Annotated in this window: 19 protein-coding genes, 2 tRNA genes and 1 other annotated feature; of the genes, 8 read left to right on the top strand and 13 right to left on the bottom strand. The window is 47.1% G+C overall.

What is annotated here, in order from left to right; all coding sequences use genetic code 11:
- Positions 1-26: 26 nt before the first annotated feature.
- From BV910_RS03235 to BV910_RS03210, 6 genes are all read right to left on the bottom strand, one after another.
- On the bottom strand, positions 27-1127 hold the full coding sequence (locus BV910_RS03235) for a PQQ-dependent sugar dehydrogenase (protein WP_078146325.1): 1101 nt from the start codon (positions 1125-1127) through the stop codon (positions 27-29).
- A 37-nt stretch (positions 1128-1164) separates the two neighbouring features.
- Positions 1165-2625: an MDR family MFS transporter gene (locus BV910_RS03230; RefSeq protein ID WP_078146324.1), complete on the bottom strand. Its 1461-nt coding sequence runs from the start codon at positions 2623-2625 to the stop codon at positions 1165-1167.
- 175 nt (positions 2626-2800) lie between these two features.
- Positions 2801-4093 carry an ABC transporter substrate-binding protein gene (locus BV910_RS03225; protein ID WP_078146323.1) on the bottom strand — a complete coding sequence of 431 codons (1293 nt, stop codon included), beginning with the start codon at positions 4091-4093 and terminating at the stop codon, positions 2801-2803.
- Positions 4094-4251: 158 nt separating this feature from the next.
- The gene (asnA, locus tag BV910_RS03220) at positions 4252-5232 is read right to left on the bottom strand and encodes an aspartate--ammonia ligase (RefSeq protein ID WP_078146322.1); all 981 of its coding nucleotides are present in this window, start codon (positions 5230-5232) and stop codon (positions 4252-4254) included.
- A 69-nt stretch (positions 5233-5301) separates the two neighbouring features.
- Positions 5302-5542 (bottom strand) — a binding site (T-box leader).
- Between the two features lie 104 nt (positions 5543-5646).
- Complete coding sequence (locus BV910_RS03215; protein ID WP_078146321.1) at positions 5647-6549, bottom strand: carbohydrate ABC transporter permease; 903 nt, start codon at positions 6547-6549, stop codon at positions 5647-5649.
- Positions 6546-7451 carry a carbohydrate ABC transporter permease gene (locus tag BV910_RS03210; protein WP_015880804.1) on the bottom strand — a complete coding sequence of 302 codons (906 nt, stop codon included), beginning with the start codon at positions 7449-7451 and terminating at the stop codon, positions 6546-6548. Before BV910_RS03210 ends, BV910_RS03215 begins: the two co-directional genes overlap by 4 nt.
- A 244-nt stretch (positions 7452-7695) precedes the next feature.
- Between BV910_RS03210 and BV910_RS03205 the strand changes: the two genes are divergently transcribed.
- The 3 genes from BV910_RS03205 to BV910_RS03195 all read left to right on the top strand — a co-directional run bounded on the left by BV910_RS03205 (position 7696) and on the right by BV910_RS03195 (position 13448).
- Positions 7696-9381 (top strand): formate--tetrahydrofolate ligase, encoded by a 1686-nt coding sequence (locus BV910_RS03205; RefSeq protein WP_078146320.1) that lies wholly within the window; start codon positions 7696-7698, stop codon positions 9379-9381.
- Positions 9382-9395: 14 nt separating this feature from the next.
- Entirely contained in the window at positions 9396-10304 is a 909-nt protein-coding gene (locus tag BV910_RS03200) for an alpha/beta fold hydrolase (RefSeq protein ID WP_078146319.1), read from the top strand.
- 171 nt (positions 10305-10475) lie between these two features.
- A complete protein-coding gene (locus tag BV910_RS03195) occupies positions 10476-13448 on the top strand; it encodes an SH3 domain-containing protein (protein ID WP_078146318.1) in 2973 nt (990 codons plus the stop codon).
- A gap of 39 nt (positions 13449-13487) precedes the next feature.
- Here the strand turns inward: BV910_RS03195 and BV910_RS03190 are convergent, their stop codons facing one another.
- Genes BV910_RS03190 through BV910_RS03180 form a run of 3 tightly spaced genes read right to left on the bottom strand, consistent with a single transcriptional unit; the run spans position 13488 to position 14814 of the window.
- Positions 13488-13901 carry a DUF3805 domain-containing protein gene (locus tag BV910_RS03190; protein ID WP_074037765.1) on the bottom strand — a complete coding sequence of 138 codons (414 nt, stop codon included), beginning with the start codon at positions 13899-13901 and terminating at the stop codon, positions 13488-13490.
- Entirely contained in the window at positions 13898-14452 is a 555-nt protein-coding gene (locus BV910_RS14770; RefSeq protein WP_148209495.1) for a hypothetical protein, read from the bottom strand. Before BV910_RS14770 ends, BV910_RS03190 begins: the two co-directional genes overlap by 4 nt.
- 2 nt (positions 14453-14454) lie before the next feature.
- Positions 14455-14814 (bottom strand): hypothetical protein, encoded by a 360-nt coding sequence (locus BV910_RS03180; protein WP_031421018.1) that lies wholly within the window; start codon positions 14812-14814, stop codon positions 14455-14457.
- A gap of 137 nt (positions 14815-14951) precedes the next feature.
- On the opposite strand from BV910_RS03180, the gene BV910_RS03175 reads away from it, so the two are divergent.
- The 4 genes from BV910_RS03175 to BV910_RS03160 all read left to right on the top strand — a co-directional run bounded on the left by BV910_RS03175 (position 14952) and on the right by BV910_RS03160 (position 16686).
- Positions 14952-15025: transfer RNA gene (locus tag BV910_RS03175), tRNA-Gly, on the top strand.
- A gap of 15 nt (positions 15026-15040) precedes the next feature.
- Positions 15041-15114 (top strand) — tRNA-Gly (locus BV910_RS03170).
- 156 nt (positions 15115-15270) lie between these two features.
- Positions 15271-16071 (top strand): MBL fold metallo-hydrolase, encoded by an 801-nt coding sequence (locus tag BV910_RS03165; RefSeq protein WP_078146317.1) that lies wholly within the window; start codon positions 15271-15273, stop codon positions 16069-16071.
- A gap of 408 nt (positions 16072-16479) precedes the next feature.
- Positions 16480-16686, top strand: coding sequence for a DUF3006 domain-containing protein (locus BV910_RS03160; RefSeq protein WP_015880796.1), 207 nt, complete (start codon positions 16480-16482; stop codon positions 16684-16686).
- Positions 16687-16737: 51 nt separating this feature from the next.
- Here the strand turns inward: BV910_RS03160 and BV910_RS03155 are convergent, their stop codons facing one another.
- The gene (locus tag BV910_RS03155; RefSeq protein ID WP_240499783.1) at positions 16738-17304 is read right to left on the bottom strand and encodes a TlpA family protein disulfide reductase; all 567 of its coding nucleotides are present in this window, start codon (positions 17302-17304) and stop codon (positions 16738-16740) included.
- A 75-nt stretch (positions 17305-17379) separates the two neighbouring features.
- Here BV910_RS03155 and BV910_RS03150 point away from each other — a divergent pair, with 75 nt between their 5' ends.
- The gene (locus tag BV910_RS03150) at positions 17380-18234 is read left to right on the top strand and encodes an aldose 1-epimerase family protein (protein ID WP_078146315.1); all 855 of its coding nucleotides are present in this window, start codon (positions 17380-17382) and stop codon (positions 18232-18234) included.
- A 37-nt stretch (positions 18235-18271) separates the two neighbouring features.
- On the opposite strand, the gene BV910_RS03145 is transcribed toward BV910_RS03150, so the two are convergent.
- From BV910_RS03145 to BV910_RS03135, 3 genes are all read right to left on the bottom strand, one after another.
- Positions 18272-18490 carry a PspC domain-containing protein gene (locus tag BV910_RS03145; protein WP_074037769.1) on the bottom strand — a complete coding sequence of 73 codons (219 nt, stop codon included), beginning with the start codon at positions 18488-18490 and terminating at the stop codon, positions 18272-18274.
- A 20-nt stretch (positions 18491-18510) separates the two neighbouring features.
- Entirely contained in the window at positions 18511-19218 is a 708-nt protein-coding gene (locus tag BV910_RS03140) for an SDR family oxidoreductase (RefSeq protein WP_074037770.1), read from the bottom strand.
- 79 nt (positions 19219-19297) lie between these two features.
- The gene (locus tag BV910_RS03135) at positions 19298-20494 is read right to left on the bottom strand and encodes an LCP family protein (protein WP_240499782.1); all 1197 of its coding nucleotides are present in this window, start codon (positions 20492-20494) and stop codon (positions 19298-19300) included.
- Positions 20495-20661 lie beyond the last annotated feature (167 nt).

Below are 20661 nucleotides of genomic sequence, written 5' to 3'. Positions count from 1 at the left end.
ATAGAAACTGACGGATTCGTCAGTTTCTAGCGGATGGTCACTTGATAGAGTTTGTCGTCTTGTGATAGTGGATTGCCTCGTCCGTCCGTATTGTTCGAAATAAAATACAACGTATCGTCGTTCAACCACACATCACGAATCCGCCCTACCCCTTCGACAATTGTCGTGACTTGCTTCGTTTCACGATCGATGGCCACGAGCCGCTCATTCCGAAGTGTCACCATGTATACGTACCGTTCATCGGTCGCAATTCCAGATGGTGCCCAAGACGTCTCACCAACTTCAAACCATGGCGTGATGAGACCTTCTCGTTCCTCGTTTGCCTCAATGAGTGGCCATCCATAATTGTTTCCTTCTTCTATCACGTTGACCTCGTCATGTCCACTCGCCCCATGCTCACTCGCATAAAGCGTATCATCCATCCGACTGAGTCCTTGAGGGTTTCGATGACCAAGCGAATAAATCCAGTCGGTCGGTTCGCCTTCACCCGATAATGGAATTCGTAAAATCTTCCCCGCCAAAGATGACTCATTTTGAGCAAGTTCTGGCACGAGCGCATCGCCCGTCGTCACCCAAAGATACGCTCCATCGACTAATAGACGTCCACCGTTATGGAAACGTGCCCCTGGTATCTCGTCAATCAAGACACCAGTTTCCTCGAAGCGTTCTCCATCCCACGTCAACTCTACCACCCGGTTCTTGACGTCTCTTCCCGATGAACCGTACGTATGATATGCGTAAAGGATGCCACTCGATTCAAAATCGTCGCTCAGCGCGATGCCGAGGAATCCTCCTTCACCAATCTCAAATACGTCTTCGTCCAAGTTCACGTCAGATTGCGTCGCGCTACCGGAATCATCGATTACCGTGATGGTCCCACCACGTTCCGATACGAACCATTTATCCGCACTTCGAGCGAGTGACCACGGGATCTCTAGATTCTCAGCGACGGCGGTCACTTCCCCGATGTTCAGTTCCGTCTCTTTAGTGGTATTCGATTCTTCAGATGTTGCCGACTCATCACGAGTCGATTCTTCAGCAGGTGGTGGCTCCGTACCTTCGTTCGTCGGTTCTGGCGTACATCCCATAAGAAACAATAGTGTCACAATCCCAATTTGACGTTTCATGTCGGTTCGCCTCCCTTTCCTTCATCATACCCTTGTTTTACGAACGCTGTGAAGGTTCCGGTGGGCGGGCCGGCAAACGGGTTGCGATGATGAATGCAATCACGGCCGCAATCATCGCCCCGATGAAGATCCCATTCAACCCGGTCGCGATGATTTGTTCACCTTGCAGACGGACAGACGCGCTTAATGTCTCCGTCACACTTTGATTGAAGAAGTCTTCCAAAGACACTTGGGATAACGCACTACTTTCTTTAAAGTCGTTGAGCACGACGAAGTTAAAGACAGCTCCAAACACTGCTACACCGAGCGTTTGACCGACCGTACTTAAGAAGGAGTTGGTCGCGGTCGCCGTTCCTCGTTGCTGATAGGAAACGACGGTTTGCAAGACGACGATAAACATCGGCTGTGACAATCCGAATCCTACCCCAATCAAAGCCACCGCACCATATACCCAGAAATCCGAGCTTGATTGGGATAAGAGTGTCAACGTGAACGTTCCGATGACGAGTAACCCCATACCAACCAACGCGCGACGTTTCGGGGATGCCACACCGAGCGTCCGTCCTCCGATAATCGATGTGAATGTCCATGCAACAGACAACGGCATCAACATGAATCCAGCCTCGGTCGCTGTTTTTCCTAATACGGCTTGCGCCCAAATCGGGATGTAAGCTGACATCGAAACGAGCACCCAAGCCGCAAAGAAGACTGAGCCGTTGATAGCCGCAATCGTCGGTTGCTTGAGCAAATCAAACGGCAATAACGGAGAGGATGCTCTTCTTTCCGATAGGAAGAATCCTCCTAATAAAATGATACTAAGCACGCCACTTCCGACGATGGTCGTCGTCCATTCATTCGTTTCACTGAACGTGATCAAGGCGTATAAAAACGCGGTCGTTCCTCCAGCGAACAAAAGAGCACCTTTCAAATCAATCCGTTCGCTCGTTTCAGCGACGGTTTCTTTGTAAAAGACGATAATCATGATAAACGAGAGTAACGCAAATGGCACGTTTAGTAAGAAGACGTAACGCCAAGACAACGTTTCGACCAAAAATCCACCGATAACGGGACCGAGCACACCTGATACACCCCAGACCGCACTTAGAATGCCTTGAATTTTCCCACGCTCTTCGTATTTATATAAATCTCCAATAATCGTCATCGAAATCGGAAGCACGGCTCCGGCCCCGAGACCTTGCAGCGCTCGAAAGACAATGAGTTGTTCCATCGATGTCGCTAACCCACATAACAATGAAGACACGGTGAACAACCCGATTCCAAACAATAGAACGCGCTTTCGCCCGAATAAGTCTGCCACTTTTCCATAAATCGGTGTCGAAACCGCCGTAAAGAGTAAGAAGGCAGCAAATACCCAGCTGACGAGCGTCGCTCCGTTCAACTCACTTGCGATGACCGGTGTCGCAACCGATACGACTGTCCCTTCAATCGCCGCTAAAAAGGTTGCCAGTAAGAGGGCAACCGTCACATTTTTTCTCATTCGTTCCATCTCCCCAAAAAATAGTGGCGTCGGAAGGTTCCGAGCACCACTTCAACTGTCTTTTATTTTGTGCGAGTCGCGTCCATTTGACAAGTGTCATCTGTCAAATCGAAGAAGAATTCTCGACATAAAAAACACAGACGGTGAAGGGGTCGTTTCACCGTCTGTGCCATGCTTATTTCACTTTGTCTTGCCATACTTTCGTGAAGTCTTGGAGCATTTCTTCACCTGTTTTTTGTCCACCGACATATGCCTGCATGAGGGCACCATATTCATTCACTGCACCATCCGGATACTTGAACCAGTTCCAAGAGAGGGTCTTCCCTTCATTCGAATACGCCAAGATATCGTCTGCGAGTGGTCCAAGGTCGTTAGCTTCAATCGACTTGAAGGCAGGGATGAACTTGAACTTGTTGACCATGTAGTCTTTCCCTGTATCCGACGTCACCATCCACTCTAAGAAGTCTTTCGCTTCTTCTTTATACTTCGAGTTTTTGTTGACGACCCAGTTGTTCGGGACGCCGACTGGAAGACGGTCCATCTTCTCCGCATCGTCATTGATCGGGATCGGGACGAAGCCCATCTCCATATCTGGATTTACGTCGAGGATCATTTGTTGTGCCCAGTTCCCTTGTTGGAGCATTGCCGTCTCTCCTTGGGCGAACTGTGTGACTTGAGTATTGTAGTCCGTCGTCAACGGGTTTTTGTTTCCGTATTTAATCGTCAAATCAAACAATTTCAAAAACTCTTGGAACTGTTCATTGTCTTCAAACTTCGCTTTATTCTCATTGAGCGCTTGAATAAATGCATCCGGGTCGTCTTGTTGCGCCATTGGAATGTTCAACAAGTGAATCCCTAAAATCCAGAACTCTGCATAACCGACAGAGAACGGTGTGATTCCCGCTTGCTCAAGTTTTTCAGCAGCATCCGTCAGTTCAGAGAGTGTTTTCGGTAACTCTTTGATTCCCGCTTTTTCAAAAAGTTCTTTATTATAGATGAATCCGTAACCTTCGAGGTTCATTGGCATTCCGTACAGTTTACCGTCCATCGTCATCGGCTCTTTCGAGACCTCTGTCAAATCTCCGACCCACTTCTCGCTCGAGAGGTCCTCGAGTTTATCTTTCCATGTCTGCGCTTCCGTGAATCCACCGTTATTAAAGATATCTGGTTCATTGCCTGAAGCGAATTGTGATTTGAGGGCCGCACCGTAGTCTGCTCCACCACCGACGGTTTGAACCGTGACTTTCACACCCGTCTCCTCTTCATACTCTTTTGCCATCGCTTCAAGATCTTTCGCGATCTCCGCTTTGAATTGGAAGACGTTTAACGTGACATCCTTTTTGTCGCCGCCATCCGCATTTCCTTCAGAAGAACCTTCGTCCGTGAGTGATCCGCCGCCGCAAGCCGCGAGTGATAAGACCATTCCAGCCGTCATGACCGCTGTAGACAATTTCCACTTCCGTTTCATCTCATTTCCTCCCTTAACCTTATCCATCTTTACAAACTCAACTTTAAATGAAAACGCTTCCACAATGTAGGTGTCAAAATTGACGGATAGGGTGGAAAATGTTGCACAGAAAAACAGGACTCTTTTTCGAGTCCTGTTCCGTGTTTCTTCTTATTATATTACAACAAGCTGATGCCAGCTTCTTGGCACGACTGAATGACTTCTTGCGGCCAGACCGATGTTTGCACTTCCCCGATATGACGTGCGCGCAACAGATACATCGCGACACGTGATTGGCCAATTCCGCCCCCGATTGTAAGAGGAAGCGTTCCTTCGAGCACGCCTTGATGGAATGGATACGCGCGCTTCTCTTCCGCATCTGCTTTCTTCAGTTGCGCATCAAGTGCCACTTCGTCGACACGAATGCCCATCGATGACAGTTCAAATGCTGACTCGAGCTCAGGATGCCACACGAGAATGTCTCCGTTGAGCGACCAATCATCATAGTCTGCCGCTCGTCCATCGTGTTTCATACCCGAAGCGAGAAGATCTCCGATTTGTGAGATGAAGACCGCGCCGTACTCTTTACAGATGGCCGTTTCACGTTCTTTCGGTGTCATGGTCGGATACGTATCCTCCAACTCCTGACTCGTGATGAAATGAATCACTTCAGGAAGAATCGCTTCAACACCGTACGTTTTCTCTACTTCCGCTTCTGTTTCACGGAGCGCAGCGTAAATGGACTCCACCGTCGCTTTCAAATATTCCATTGTCCGTTCTTCTCGAGCAATCACTCGTTCCCAGTCCCACTGGTCGACGAATAAAGAATGTGTCGCATCGAGTTCTTCGTCGCGTCGAATGGCACGCATCTGAGTGTACAATCCTTCACCGACACCGAATCCGTAACGACCGAGCGCTTCACGTTTCCATTTCGCAAGTGACTGAACGATTTCAAGTTCATGTCCCGGATACATCGTATCAAACTGAATGATGCGCTCCACACCGTTCAAGTGATCGTTGACCCCACTCGCCGATTCGACGAATAGCGGTGCTTGTACTTGAATCAGTCCGAGTTCACGTGAGACTTTCTCCTCAAAGAGTGCCTTTACTGCTGCAATCGTCTGCTGTCTTTCTTTCATCGTGCTTGTTGCTGTTGTCATTTTCCGTTTCCTCCAATTGTGGAATATTTGAAAATGAAGCCATGAAAAAAAGCCCTCCATTCCCATCGAACATGGGACGGAAGACTTCGGTTCCGCGGTGCCACCCAAATTAGTAGACGAATCTACTCACTTTTTCGAGACAATCATCTCGTAACTCCGATAACGGGGAGCGGTCCGGCTACGTCTACTGGCAAAGCGTTCGGGTAGCGACTCCAGGAAGTTTTTCGACGAAGGGTTAAGACCGGGCTCACACCACCCCCGGATCGCTTGACTCACTACCTTCGTGTACTCGTCCTTTCGACGTCGTTCACAATTGAATTGAGTTCATTATTATAAATATTCAGACTAATGTCAACGATTTTTTTCAAAAAAATTAATCCTCCGTGTAGCGAACGGAGGATTCCCTTGGGAGGGTTATTTAATCGAACCACTTGTGATCCCTTTGATGATATGCTTCTGCATGCCGAAGAAAAAGACCAGAAGGGGAACGATTCCTAACACTAAACCTGCTAATGCCAAATCCCATTGTTTCGTGTACTGTCCAAAGAAATAGAACGTCGCGAGTGGGATGGTCCGTAACTCGACATCACGAAGAACGAGCGATGGTAATAAGAAGTCATTCCAAATCCATAGACTGTTCAAGATGACGATTGTCACCGTGATTGGCTTAAGAAGTGGAAAGACGATGCGCCAGAAGACACCCCATGTCGAGCAACCGTCGATGATGGCGGCTTCTTCAATCTCCTCAGGAATCGACTTCATGAATCCGTGATAGAGGAACACTGAGATACCAGACCCAAACCCTAGATACATGACGATCAGGCCCCAATGACTATTCAACAGACCGAGGATACTCGAAACTTTCACGAGCGGAATCATGATGGACTGGAACGGAATGACCATCGCTGCCACGAACAAGAAAAAGATCATTGTGGAAACCCAATGTTTCGTCCGAACGAGTTTCCATGCCGCCATCGAGGTGAAGATGACAATGACCGCATTCGCTCCGACCGTGATGAGAAGGGAGTTCAAAAAGACACGTCCATAATTCATCGCTTCCCATGCTTCTGTATAGTTTGAGGTCAACCACTCGTTCGGTAAGGCGGACGTATTCGTAAAGATTTCAGCCATCGATTTGAACGAGTTGGCGACAACGTAATAGAACGGGACCAAATAGAGTAGTCCGAGCAAGATGGCGACGAGCTCAATAATTCCAAGGTTCCAAGAATACGTTCCTGGACGCAGCGGACGTTGCGGAATGCGCTTCGGTGTCTTCTCTACGTTTCTCTCGACATGTTCCAATTTTTCCGTCGTCATGCTTCCACCTCCCGTTTTTTCGTCACGTACACTTGTGTCACCGTAATCGCAGCCACGACCAAGAAGAAGATGACCGCCTTCGCTGACCCGAGACCATAATTGTTATTCACAAAAGACTCCGTATAAATATTTAAGGCTAACATCTCGGTCGATTTGAACGGTCCACCATTCGTGAGCGACAAGTTCGTATCAAACACTTTGAATGACCAAGAGATGGTCAGGAACAAACAGATGGTAATCGATGGCATAATCATCGGTAGCGTGATATGGCGGAGCATCTTAAGACGATTCGCCCCATCAATTCGTGCCGCCTCCATCAAATCAGTCGGCACGTTTTGTAGCGCCGCGATGTAGATGACCATGACATACCCGCCACCTTGCCAGATTGCGACAATCACGATTCCCCAAAATGCCGTTTGCGCATCACCGAGCCATGGTAATTCGAACAGGCTCCACCCCGTCAACGCACCGATCGAGGCAAATCCTTTTACATAAATGAACTGCCAGATGAACCCAAGAATTAAGCCACCGATCAAGTTCGGCATGAAGAAAATCGTGCGTAGGAAGTTTCGCGTCTTAATGTTCATCGTCAATAATAGCGCCAATGAGAAACCGACGATATTCGTCAATAGGACAGACACGAGCGTATATTTCGTCGTAATCCAAAAAGAAGCGCGGAACTGTTCATCTTCAAAAAACAAGCGGTGATAGTTGTCCAATCCGACAAAGTTCAGTTCTCCGGTGACACCGTTCCAGTCAGTGAAACTATAGTAAATGCCATTAAAAAATGGGATGAGTACGATTGCGACAAATGCCAGAAAAGCAGGTCCGACAAATGCTATAAAACTCGCAGGTTTCTTCCAATTCCTTCTGCGTTTCGTCCGTTTAGTAGTCTCATTCATGTGTATCGCCTCCACTATCAATGTACCGTGTCAAACCTTTTATGAAAACGGATACATTTGACGGAATGGGTGGAAAATATTGAACGGAATGAATGAATTTGAAGGCGTGATGAGTTATGATAAAATCAATGATATTACGAACGGATTGAATATGTTTTGCCTTGATTCATATTTTAGTCCGAAATTCCCGAATGATTTTTAGAGATTAAAAAGATATCGTTCGACAAACGGAGGGACTTTTTGAATGACAACGACGAAACCATTATCTGACCTTACGATTGCCCAACAAGCCAAAACCTTGCCGATTAAAGACATCGCAGCAAAAATCGGATTACACGAAGATGACCTGGATCTTTACGGAAAATACAAAGCGAAACTTTCTTATGATGTCCTCGAACGCGTGAAAACGCAGGAAGACGGAAAACTCGTTCTCGTCACAGCGATCAATCCGACACCAGCTGGTGAAGGAAAATCGACGGTGACAGTTGGGCTCGGACAAGCGTTGAACCAGTTGGATAAACAAGCAATCGTCTGTCTGCGCGAACCTTCACTCGGTCCGACGATGGGTCTAAAAGGTGGCGCTGCTGGTGGTGGCTTCAGTCAAGTTCTCCCGATGGAAGACATCAACCTCCACTTCACAGGTGATATGCATGCGATCACATCGGCCCATAATACGATCAGTGCCATGATCGACAATCACTTGCATCAAGGAAACGACCTTGGGATCGATGTCCGACATATCGTCTGGAAGCGTGTCCTTGACTTAAACGACCGCGCACTTCGTCATGTCACGGTCGGTCTCGGTGGTCCTGCTCACGGAGTCCCTCGTGAGGACGGATTTGATATTACCGTCGCTTCGGAAATCATGGCGATTCTCTGTCTGGCCGATTCATTGGACGACCTCGAAGAACGCATCAAGCGAATCGTAGTCGCCTATGACCATCAAAAAGAACCAATCACGGCAGAACAAATCGGGGCGGCCGGGGCGGCGACGTTACTGTTGAAGGAAGCCTTTAAACCGAACCTCGTCCAAACGCTCGAACAAACGCCTGCACTCGTTCACGGCGGACCGTTCGCAAACATCGCGCACGGATGCAACTCATTGATCGCAACGAAGACTGCATTAAAGCTTGGGGAGTATGTGGTGACAGAAGCTGGGTTCGGTGCCGACCTCGGGGCAGAAAAGTTCTGTCATATCAAATCTCGAGTCGGTGATTTGAATCCGGATGCGGTCGTACTCGTTGCAACCGTTCGTGCTCTAAAAATGCACGGTGGCGTTTCAAAAGATCAACTTCACATCGAGAATGTCGGTGCAGTCGGCGAAGGATTAAAATTACTCGCCAAACACATCGATACGATGAAAAAACTCGGTCTGCCTACGGTCGTCGCATTGAACCGTTTCAATTCAGATACAGAAGAGGAACTTGCAACCGTTCTTGATTGGTGTGCGGCACACGGTATTCGTGCTTCGCTCAGCGAAGTGTGGGCAAACGGCGGGCTTGGGGGGCGACAATTGGCCGAAGCAGTCATTGACGCCGTCGAGTCGAACGAAAGTAAACTGACGCCTCTATATGAGTTGACCGATTCAATTGAACAAAAGATTAAAACCATTGCGAGAGAAGTATACGGTGCTGCAGACGTCGTGTTCACCACCAAAGCACAAAAGCAAATGAAAGATGTGCAGGCGAACGGCTGGTCGGACCTTCCCATTTGTATGGCGAAGACACCGTTCTCCCTCTCAGACGACCCTTCAAAATTCGGTTATCAACAAGGATTCACCATCACCGTTCGCGAATTAAAACCTTCAGTGGGAGCAGGATTCCTTGTCGCCTTAACTGGCAACATGTTAACGATGCCAGGGTTACCGAAACATCCAGCGGCTCTCAATATGGGAATTGACGAATCTGGAAAAGCAATCGGCCTTTTCTAATAGGGGGATGACACATGATCGTATCACAGTTGACGTATCCTGACGGGTATCAAACAGAAGTCATGCACGTTCAGGCAGAGCAATCGATTGGAAAAATATTCATGTTTCATGGGATGCTCGAACATCACGAAAGATATATTGAGTTTGCACAGTTTATGGCAGATAATGGATATGACGTATTTGTGTGTGACTTGCGTGGTGCAGGTACAAGCGCTCATGATCAACAGTCTTATGGACACCTTGCTCCTGGCGATGGCTTTCAGCAACTTGTCGAGGATGCTCGATATCTAATCGACCGTTACGAGGATGGGCGCCCTACTTATGTGTTAGGTCACAGTTTCGGTTCCCTGCTTGCTCGTCGACTCGGTCAAATCATGGGGCATGCCTTGGCTGGATTGATTGTCGTCGCCCCGCCCCCACATCCTGGGGTCGCAGGTGAAGTGGGACATCGTTTAATCGCTACCGTCATGAAACGGAAAGGTGCCACCCATCAATCACATTTCTTTGAACGCCTCTTGTTCGGACGTTACAACCTTAAGTTTTTACCTGCTCGAACGGATAGTGACTGGCTCTCAAGTGTTCCAGACGAAGTCGACTCCTATCTCGCCGACCCAAACTGTGGCGGTCTGCCTTCCCTCGGTTTTTTACATGAAGTGACACGTGCTTCCTTAGATGTCACCACGGCTGCACGGATTCATGAACATCCGAAGTCCCTTCCAGTTCTGTTCGTTGCCGGAGTGGACGATCCTGTCACGCATGATGGTGAAGGATTGAACGGAATCATTAAGAAGTATCGAAATGCGGATGTCGAACTCGCAGTCGTCACATACGACAATGCCCGACATGAAATTCTTCGCGAAGCGCACCGTGAACAAGTGTGGTCAGATATTCTTACTTGGATGAAGCAAAATAGAATCCATTAATTTACTCAATCCCCTTTTATAAGGGGATTTTTCATTTACCTGATTTTAGAAAAAATATTTTAAGCATTTACCTTTTTTGAAATTCTGCTTCTTCTTTCCAATTTTTAAGTACGTTATACTTAGACCGCAATCACTTTTAATCACGTTTTTTCATCCGAAAGGGGTAACATATTGAAATCGACACTCTCACGATTGGGGGTTGCCACCATCGTCTCAGGTACGATTCTGAGCACCCTTGCGCCTCTCCAATCATACGCAGCAACATCCGAAGGAACAGTCAACACACCCATTTTAAATGTACGGTCTGAATCATCGACATCGTCTTCAATCGTTGGCAAGTTAACAGAAGGAACGACGGTAGACGTATACGCCGTCAACGATGAATGGGCACAAATCAACTTCGAAGGTCAAAAACGATACGTTTCTTCTACGTATTTGACGATCGGCTCATCTATGACAACGGCGTCTACTTCATCTGCTTCATTATATGTAGCTGAAATGAACGTTAATCTTCGTTCTTCGATGTCAACGTCTGCTTCCATCGAAACGGTCATTCCAAAAGGATCACTCGTAACGCATGTCTCAACACATGGTGCTACAGGATCTTGGTATAAAGTACAATTTGGTACATATACAGGATATGTGGCGGCACGATACTTTACCGAAACGAGCCCTACATTTTACGCGTCTACGACAGCCGTTCTATATGACAAGACAGGTACTGGCGCATCGAAAATCGCTACGATTCCAGAAGGTGCGAAAGTCACATACTTAGAATCTTTAGGAACGACGGGATCTTGGTACAAAATCGAATACGGTTCCCTCGTCGGTTATGCACCGGCACGTAACTTTACACCGACTCCGCTTGCTCCAGAAGTGGTCACGACATATTACGCAGTGAAGAATGTCGCGCTCTACAACGGTTCAGGAACTGGTGCATCAAAAATTGCAACAATCCCACTCGGAGCAGAAGTGAAGCGTGTATACGTGAACGGATTGAGTTCATCTTGGTATAAGGTGCAATACGGGGACACGGTCGGCTATGCGGCCGCGCGTAACTTCTCGACATCAAAACCTGAAGCCGTCGTCAAGACAACCTATTATGCCGTTCGAGACCTCGTGTTATATGAGTCATCCGCTTCTGGAGCGGCTCGTCTTCGCACGATTCAAGAAGGGACAAAAGTCGTCCAAGTATCGGATGCCAACTTATCGGACTCTTGGTTCAAAATTGAATATGATGGAGTCACCGGCTTCGCTGCCGCTCGCCATTTTTCTACGAAGGCACCTGAAGAAGTGACGATCACACCATACTTTGCGATTCGAAATGTTGCGATGTATAGTTCGTCTGCAGCCGGAGCGACAAAGGTTGCGACGATTCCATTCGGTGCAAAAGTAGAACAACTTTCGCAAAGCGGGCTTTCTAGCTCTTGGTTCAAGATTCGTTATGACGGAAAAACAGGATATGCGGGTTCTAGTCACTTCTCATTGAAAGATCCAGAGGTCGTGGTGAAAACAGATTATTATACAACGCGTGACGTCGTTTTATACAACCGCTCGGATGCAGAAAAAGTGAAGATTGCAATCATTCCGTTCGGTACGAAAGTTCAGCAAGTGTCGGAGCCTGGTCTCACGGAGCGATTCTTTAAAATCGAATACGGTCCGATCACAGGTTATGCGACGGCGGACTACTTCTCGAAAACAGCACCGTCAGACGAACAATATGAAGAAGAACGCCAAGTTCGCATCTATGTAGACGGGAACGAGCCCCTCAACGTTCGTTCTACGCCTGATTCATCATCGACGACTAATAAAGTCGGAACGTTAAGTACGGGAACGATTGTCAACATCAAACCGATTGTCGGTTCGAAATGGGCACTTCTTACGAGCGGGACGTATAGCGGCAACTATATTCATACCGATTACGTCGTACCTGTCACAACGACCCCACCTGCGACAGGCATCACGAAAAAAGTTTCGTATACGAGTTATCCGATGACAGTTCGTCAGATGGCAGACCGTCAAGTGGCTCAATTCGCCCAAACGGATGCACATCGATACGATGAAGCCTACCTACCTCGTGCTTGGGTAAGTGTCAACGGATCGACAGGAAAGATTGTGAAATCTGAGATGACTGTTGTCTCAGGGTTAGGAACCGCTTTGAAGATGACAGCCTCTTCAAGCTCGTCCTCGCTCGTCACCATTCCATATGGTGCGTCAATTCAATACGTTGACCGTTATACTTCGGGGTCAACCGTTTGGTATAAAGTAAAATACGGCACGATGACCGGTTACGTGACACCAAATTCAGTCGTCGGAACCGCCAACATTTTGAGCCGTCCAATTTTAACATCTCATGCGTACGGTCAAATCAATACTGGTGAAACCGTTACGATTACAGGTCAATCCGGCACTTACTATACGATTTCGTATAAACGACCGGCCGGACACAATATCCGAGTCTTTGATAACACTTGGCGTCGTGCATCAGTTGATGATCTTCTCCCATACGTCGATCCTAGCCAGATTGATGCAAACTCTCGATCATTCTATCAATTCTTAGATTTATCGAAGAGCGCCGGGACAACTGCGACAACATTGAACAAGGTCCTCACATCAAAAGGAACGCTCAGCGGACAAGGTCAGGCATTCGTTGATGCGGCTAGTATGTATGGCGTGAACGAAGTGTATCTTCTCTCGCATGCCATCCTTGAAACTGGACATGGTACATCCCTTCTCGCAAAAGGAGTTCCTGTCGATAAAGATGGGAATGCATTAATCAACTCGAGTGGGAATCGGATTTATCCGGAACGTCCTGTTGCCGCAACCGTCTATAATATGTACGGTATTCAAGCAACAGATAGCAACCCTCTTGGAAACGGCGCCAAATACGCCTTCCAACAAAAGTGGTTCTCTCCTAAAGAAGCGATTATCGGAGGAGCTTACTGGATTGGGGCTAGCTATATCAATCACCCGACATATAAACAAAATACGCTGTATAAGATGCGCTTCAATCCTTCTTCACCAGGAACGCACCAATATGCAACGGATATCGGATGGGCCGCAAAACAAACGACAAGCATCTATAATATCTATCAATCACTTGATGCTTACACACTCAACTTCGATGTACCAAAATATCAGTAACAAAAGGAGACACGCGCCTCGTTGGCGTCGTGTCTCCTTTTATGTCCACTCGATTGAATCGATGATCGATTCAATCTCCATCTTTTCATCGGTCACTTGATCGGCTACATAAGTTAAGAATAAAAGCCGTTTCCCGTCGGTCAAGGACCATACATCTAAATGCATCCCATCTTCAATCCCACTTGCGTAGGCCGTTGTCATATCACTCGTTTCAGTCGTGACACTTGGAGCAATCTTCACATCAATCGGGAATTCGCCTAAGAACGTATTCAATTCGCTCATAGCGGATTGTTTTGGTTCTTGCGAATCTTCTGATTCATAGATTGAGATTTGAAGCGTCCCTTGCGCATCCGCTTCTGTCGAGTAAAAACTCACATAGTCTTCCTCTTCGCTGTATTCATAATGTTCCGGATACGTCAGGCGGAACCACCCATCAATTTCGTACTCTTTCATGCTGTTTTCTCCTTTACTTGCTTGAATGCCAGCCCTGTGACCATTTTAGCTTGAAGCGCGTACTTCAAGCGTTCGGTCACGTATAGACGTTGGCTATTTACGTCTTGGGCGATCATATGTCCAAATAAGTTCATGCGGACAGTTTGATTGGATAGGAAATAGAGTCGATCCGCACTCAGCGGACGATATTCGTTCGAATGTTCAAGGTATTCGATTTCAAAGCGACGGAGGACGTTCAGCGCACAGTAACGATCGGTTTTCCCGGTACTCGTATGAAGCTCGACACGAACGAGCTGAACGTCATACGGACAGACATTCATAAAGATAGGTCCCACCCGCTCATGGATCAAGAGGATACCCATATCGGTCTCAATTAAATCTGGCAGGGCTCCTTCATCTTGCGAGATGCTCAGCACGACATACGGTCGGTTTGTCGGTGCAAGCAATTCCCCTTTATAAAATCGAAATCGTTGAATTCCTGTTAGAACCCGGGCACGCCAAGCACTCCCTCGAGCCTCGGCTTCCATCCGATACAACCTCTCTCCACTCACGCTTACTCCCCCTTCACTTGTTTGAGCGCATCGACGAACGTTTCCCATTCTAGGTTGTCACAAACAACCTTATTTTCCAATCCCCATTCTTCATCGATTGTCAAACGTACTTCGTTCGATTGTGCGTGACGGGTGACTCGAAGATCTCCTATTTGAATCATATCCGGATGAATCTCAAACGTCATACTTGGTAATCCGACCCACTTGATTCGATTCGTTCGTAACACAACCTGCCATTCTTGTTCATGATGGATCGAAAACGTCCAACTTCGGAGAGACACCGTCGTGTTCGTTTGTTTCGATTGTTTCAACATTCGAAACCCTTCACCCATCAGTCGTAAATATGATTTTCGCTCACTCATATTTCATTTCTCCCCTTTTTTCTATTATCTGCGTTGTGAATAGGATTCTGCAACCTAAAAAGTTTTTTAAAAAAGGGTTTGCAAATTCCATCGTATATGCTATTATATCAAAGTAACGTTAAGAGTTAATACGTTTCGCGGGTGTAGTTTAATGGTAAAACCTCAGCCTTCCAAGCTGATGACGAGGGTTCGATTCCCTTCACCCGCTCCATATTTTTTCTTTGATGCGGGTGTAGTTTAATGGTAAAACCTCAGCCTTCCAAGCTGATGACGAGAGTTCGATTCTCTTCACCCGCTCCAATATCGACATATACGCGAGAGGATCTCGCACACATACACTGCACGGTTGAGACCTTGCAAAAGCAGAAAGTCACACGACTTTCTGCTTTTTTGTTGTTCCGTCTATTGTTTTGGGGAAAAGAGTGATTGAATCCATACAGACAAGGAGGAACTACATTGATTCAAGCGAAGCTGCAATCTTTTACCGTATACGAAAGCGCGTTGATGCGAACGACATCGACCCTCATCGATACACCAGATGCCCTTTTGTTGATTGACCCGACCTGGCTCCCGGAAGAAATTGCGACAATCCGTCGTGACATCGAATTACACCGTCGGAATCGGCCGCTTTATGTCATCTTCACACATCATCATTTTGACCACATCATCGGAGCTTACGGCTTTGCAGATGCCACCACGATTGCCTCACAGGCTTTCGTCGATGCCGACTCATCTGACCAATTAAATGAGATTCGCAAGTTTTATGAACAATATTATATTGATCACCCGATTCAAAAACCGGACATCGACCTGGTCATCCAACCCGATCAAACGCTTTTAATCGGTTCAGTGCCCGTGACCTTCCTCTCTACACCGGGCCATGACGCGACACATATGTCGGTTCTCATCGAATCCATGAATCTTCTCGTTTGTGGAGATTATGGGTCTAATGTCGAGCCACCGTTTATCGAACACGACCCAACCGCCTATCTTGATACGCTACAAACCATACAATCACTCATCTACGAACATGAGATTCGTTGGTTCGTACCAGGTCACGGTGACTTGTGCGACAACCGAAGTCACATGATTGAGCGATTGAGTGCGGCGGAAGAGTATATCTTGGCACTCCCTGAAGAACGCCACTGGTCTCCTGCATGGCCAAAGCACGCCTTTTTTGACCGTGTTCATGAACGGAATCGAAAGATGGTGGAACAAAAAGAGACCGATCGCCGGTCTCGACAACAAGATATATAAAAAAATCGCAACGTCTCCCCAAGACGTTGCGATTTCCCCCTATGTAGACCTATTTCTTTGTGACGCGTTCTGAGCGGACCGTGAACATACGGTCAACCCCATAGATCGTTACTCCCGTCAGAGCGAGTAACCCAATCATTGCAGAAGAAAACATGACCATCCCCCCATTGTTCACAGTTTCGTCATAATCACCCCGTGGTTTCATTATAAAAGACCATTTCAAAAAAAGAAAGCGTTTTCTTCAAACTTTCTTCACATTTCCCGCATTTAACCTCTATCGTTTTTTGATACAACGTCCCTATAGTGATTAGACAGACACGTGTAAAGATGTGTAGCTTTTGTGGAATTTGGGAATACATGATGTAAGGATAAAAAGAGACAGAAGCTGCTCGTCGAGGAGGAAGAGGTATGATTAAGTACGGTACATTGGTACGAATCGAGGGAAAATATGCCGTGTTGAGATGGAACAACGGCTCAAGTTTCATCCCTAGACGATTCCTACCATCCGAAGCACGTGTTGGTGATACAATCATTCGAGACAACCATCATTACTATCTTGAAGAAGATATGACCCCTAACTTTGACGCATTGATCAAGCAACACTATAAAAGCTGAACGGTCTGCCCTCTCTAACCGGGCAGCTCGTTCAGCTTTTTTTCGATTGAATCATTCTGAGATGTCGTCGATTTGTTGCTGAAGCCACGCCTCGTCTACCGGACCCGTTTTTTTCGCCATGATGATCCCTTTTGCATCTAGAACGTACGTCGTCGGTAATGCGACAACTCGATATTGTTGCTCGACAGCGGCCTCTTCATCTAGCAAAATCGGAAAATCAACGGGATACTCATCTAGGAATGCCTCCACGTCCTCTTTTCCTCGTCGCTCATTTTTGGTGACGTTCACACCAAGTACTGGGATGCCTGTCGCTTCTTCAAACGATACGAGTTCAGGAAACTCATCCCGGCATGGCGGACACCAAGAGGCCCAGAAGTTAATGACGACCGGCTGTCCTTGGAACTCAGAAAGGGTCAAATTCTCCTCATCTAACGTATTCAAAGTGAAGTCCGGGGCTTGTTGCCCCACTTCAAGTCCTCCTAATACCGATTCATTTTGGACGATCGGAACCGCTTCTTCTTTCTTTTGTGTCATCATATATTCCTCGTAGCCTTTATATGCGAGGCCAGCAATCAATAGAAGGATCAGCGTTCCAATACCAATTCTTTGTAAGCGCATCATTTACCCCTTGTTTGTTTTACTTAAGATTTCTACACTTAACTTATCATAAACCCGTAAAGGAGCGTATGGATTGTGCAACTTCAAAACGAGAAAATACAGATAACCTTAAAGGCACAAGGTGCTGAGATGACGAGTTGGAAAGTATCCGGAACTGAACTCTTATGGCAAGGGGACCCGACCTATTGGGGACGACAAGCCCCGATCCTCTTCCCGATTGTCGGTCGATTGCTCGATGATCAATATGTATATGAGGGAAACACCTATACGATGAGTCAACACGGATTCGCTCGGGACGCGATGTTCGAAATCGAATCTTCGACTGCCACGTCGGTCCGCTTCACATTGAACGATACATCGGAATCACGTCAACACTATCCATTCCCATTCACACTGACCGTGTCCTATCAACTTGTGGGCGAAGAAGTGATTGTGACGTATCGCGTCCATAACCCGGGCGAAACGACGTTACCGTTTAGCATCGGTGGTCATCCTGCATTCAATATTCCGTTCATGGGCGGGACATTTGAAGACTACGTGATCGATTTCGGCGAAATCCGCTCCCTCGATCGCTATTTGCTCGAGGGCCCTTATTTAACAGGCGCGTATCAACCACTCGGAGAACGTCAGTATATCCCCCTCACTCGGTCGTTATTTGACGACGATGCACTCATTTTTGAGAAAATTGAGTATGCTGCACTCCGACATCAACCAACCGGCGCAGCCATCGTGATGGAGAGTCCCTCTTTCACGCATTTCGGCATCTGGTCTCCGCCGCAGAAAGACGCTCCGTTCGTCTGTTTGGAACCTTGGTTCGGACATGCGGATTATAAAGGCCATCGAAAAGATTTCCTACACAAAGAAGGGATCCAACTCCTCCCACCAAACGAAACGTTCGAAGCGAGTTATACATTATATATGGAAAACTAAAAAATCAATCCGACGTCTTGTCGGATTGATTTTTGATTTAGAAGCGATCGTCTTGTTCGGCTTCATATTCTGACACCGGCTTTTTCATGATGAGTGCCAGAATGATATAAATGAGGAGTCCCGGGCCACCGAGAAGCGCCATCGCCACGAATAGGACTCGCATAATGGTGACGTCCACCCCTAGATAGTTTCCAAGCCCTGAACAAACACCGGCAATCATTTTATTGTTTGGGTCTTTATAAAGTTTCCGTTCCATATCATCTTCTCCTCAACTCATTATGATCGTTGTGGTCGACGTAATGTCGTTCTTCCGCCGTTCGCAACCTCTCCACGCCCTTCAAAGTCGAGCGCTTCATTAATCGGTGTGCTACCAGACTTGATTTCGATTCGGCGACCGTACAGACCTCGGTTGTCGAGAGACGCTGCGATGACAGTCGCGACATCGGTTTCGGAAATCGTCGCACCATCCGCATCACTCAAGTCCTCTGATGCTTCGATTGAACCTTTACTCGGTTCATCAACAATGGTCACTGGGCAAATGATCGTATAGTTCAAACCGCTATGTTCGATATACTCGTCAGCGGCATTGTTAGCTGACAGAAAGTTAAAGAGTTCTTTCGGTGCAGCGTTCGGTTGATCAGCGCCATAGGCACTGAGTAAGACAACATGACGTACCCGTTCTTTCTTAGCGGCATCGATGGCATTCATCGCAACGTTTCGGTCAAGCAGTTCAATTTCAGTGCTCGAACCATCCGCGCCAGCAGTTGCCGCGATAATAACGGCATCTTGTCCACTTGTCGCCTCATGTACTTTCTTCTCGAGTTCTGTCTCGACATCAACCGTCAATACGTGTGCACCCATTTTCTCGTACTCTGCTTGTAGTTCAGGATAACGAATTAAAGCGGTCACTTGATGGGTTTTCGCCAGGCTTTTCAATACACGTTTCCCGATCTTTCCTGTTGCTCCAATGACTAAAACTTTCATTCAAATTTCCCTCCTCAAAAGAGTAGTTCATTTGTTTAAATTTCCTCTTTCAAGTCAGAATCAAACCCTTTTCTTAAAATTATCTGACAGTACCCCAGACAGATAAATCAAGGGCGTCTCGAATCGCCTGCACGCTCTCTTCTAACGGTTCATAGTAATACACGTTATTGATATAAGCATCTTGACCCTCGACTTGCATCTTATTTACCTCAGGATTCGAAATCATCGTCAATCCGACAGATGCCATTTGCAAGACGTTCATCTCAAGTCCCATTTCTTCTTTCATGAAGCGGTACGTCGCCGGAATTTTTGTCCAACCTGAAGGGCTTGCCAGCTTTTCAGCGACAGCTGTCATGACCTCCGTTTGACGATTCGAACGCGCTCCGTCTGTATCCGATTTACGGTGTCTCGCATACGCCAAGGCCATGTCTCCATCCATTGCATAGGAAACACCTTCTGTATACTCATACGTCTGGTTGAACCCTTTCTCGCTAAACGAATGCGTCGCCGTGACATTCACCCCACCAATCAAATCAATCAATTCCATGAACGATTCGAACGTGATGACGACTTGTCCATCGACTGAGGCATCGGTTAGCCCTTCCACGGCACCAATCGTACACTCTGCGCCGCCGAACGCGAACGCATGCGTAATTTTGTCACCTTCCCGTTCAGGTTCACATGGAATCGCTGTATACGTATCACGTGGAATCGATACGTTCTGAACAGTCCCAGAACGTGGTACGAACTCCATCAACTGCAGGGAGTCTGTACGAGATCCTGACAACGATTCCCCTACCCGCGCATCGCTCCCCATAATGAGGAATGTGAATGGAGCAGTCGCAAAATATCCAACAATCAGTAGCATCGCAAGTAGGAAAAGGACAGCTTTCCCTTTCCATTTACGCTTTCGTTTCGTTGGTTGTTTAGACGCATGATCCATTTCTCGTTTAGCAGGGGTAGACGGTGTTGATGGTTTCGTCGTCTGTCGAGATTTTGGTCGAGATGGTTTCCGTTTCGAAAATAATGAAACCCGGGGCAGTCGTTTCCGACTTGACTTTGCCGTCCCATTTTTTGTCCTTGGCGATTCTTGGGTTTGTTCGTTTAAAAAGGGATGTTCTGATTGGCGTGTTACCCGTTCACGCTGTTGTTCAGATTGTGCATGTATAGAGGGCTCGTCCGCTTGACCATGGTCCACACGAGACGATTCGATTTCTTGTTGTTCTAATTCGCGCTTTCTACGTTCGACACGCGATAAATGTTGTTCATCTTTCATCATTATGATCCTCAACTTTATCAATTTTTCTCTATTATCCCGAACCAGCCATCATCTGACAACGTTTCTTACGAAAATCCGTCTTAAGCATGAGAGCGAATGGTTGTTTCAGATGAAAAGCGGGAAAGGAATAATAATTGGTTTCTGCCCAAATCGAGATTGCCTAC

This window comes from Exiguobacterium sp. HVEsp1 (assembly GCF_002009685.1).
GTDB lineage: Bacteria > Bacillota > Bacilli > Exiguobacteriales > Exiguobacteriaceae > Exiguobacterium > Exiguobacterium profundum.
The sequence above is the reverse complement of the archived record's forward strand: the minus strand, read 5'-3'. Positions and strand labels throughout refer to the sequence as shown.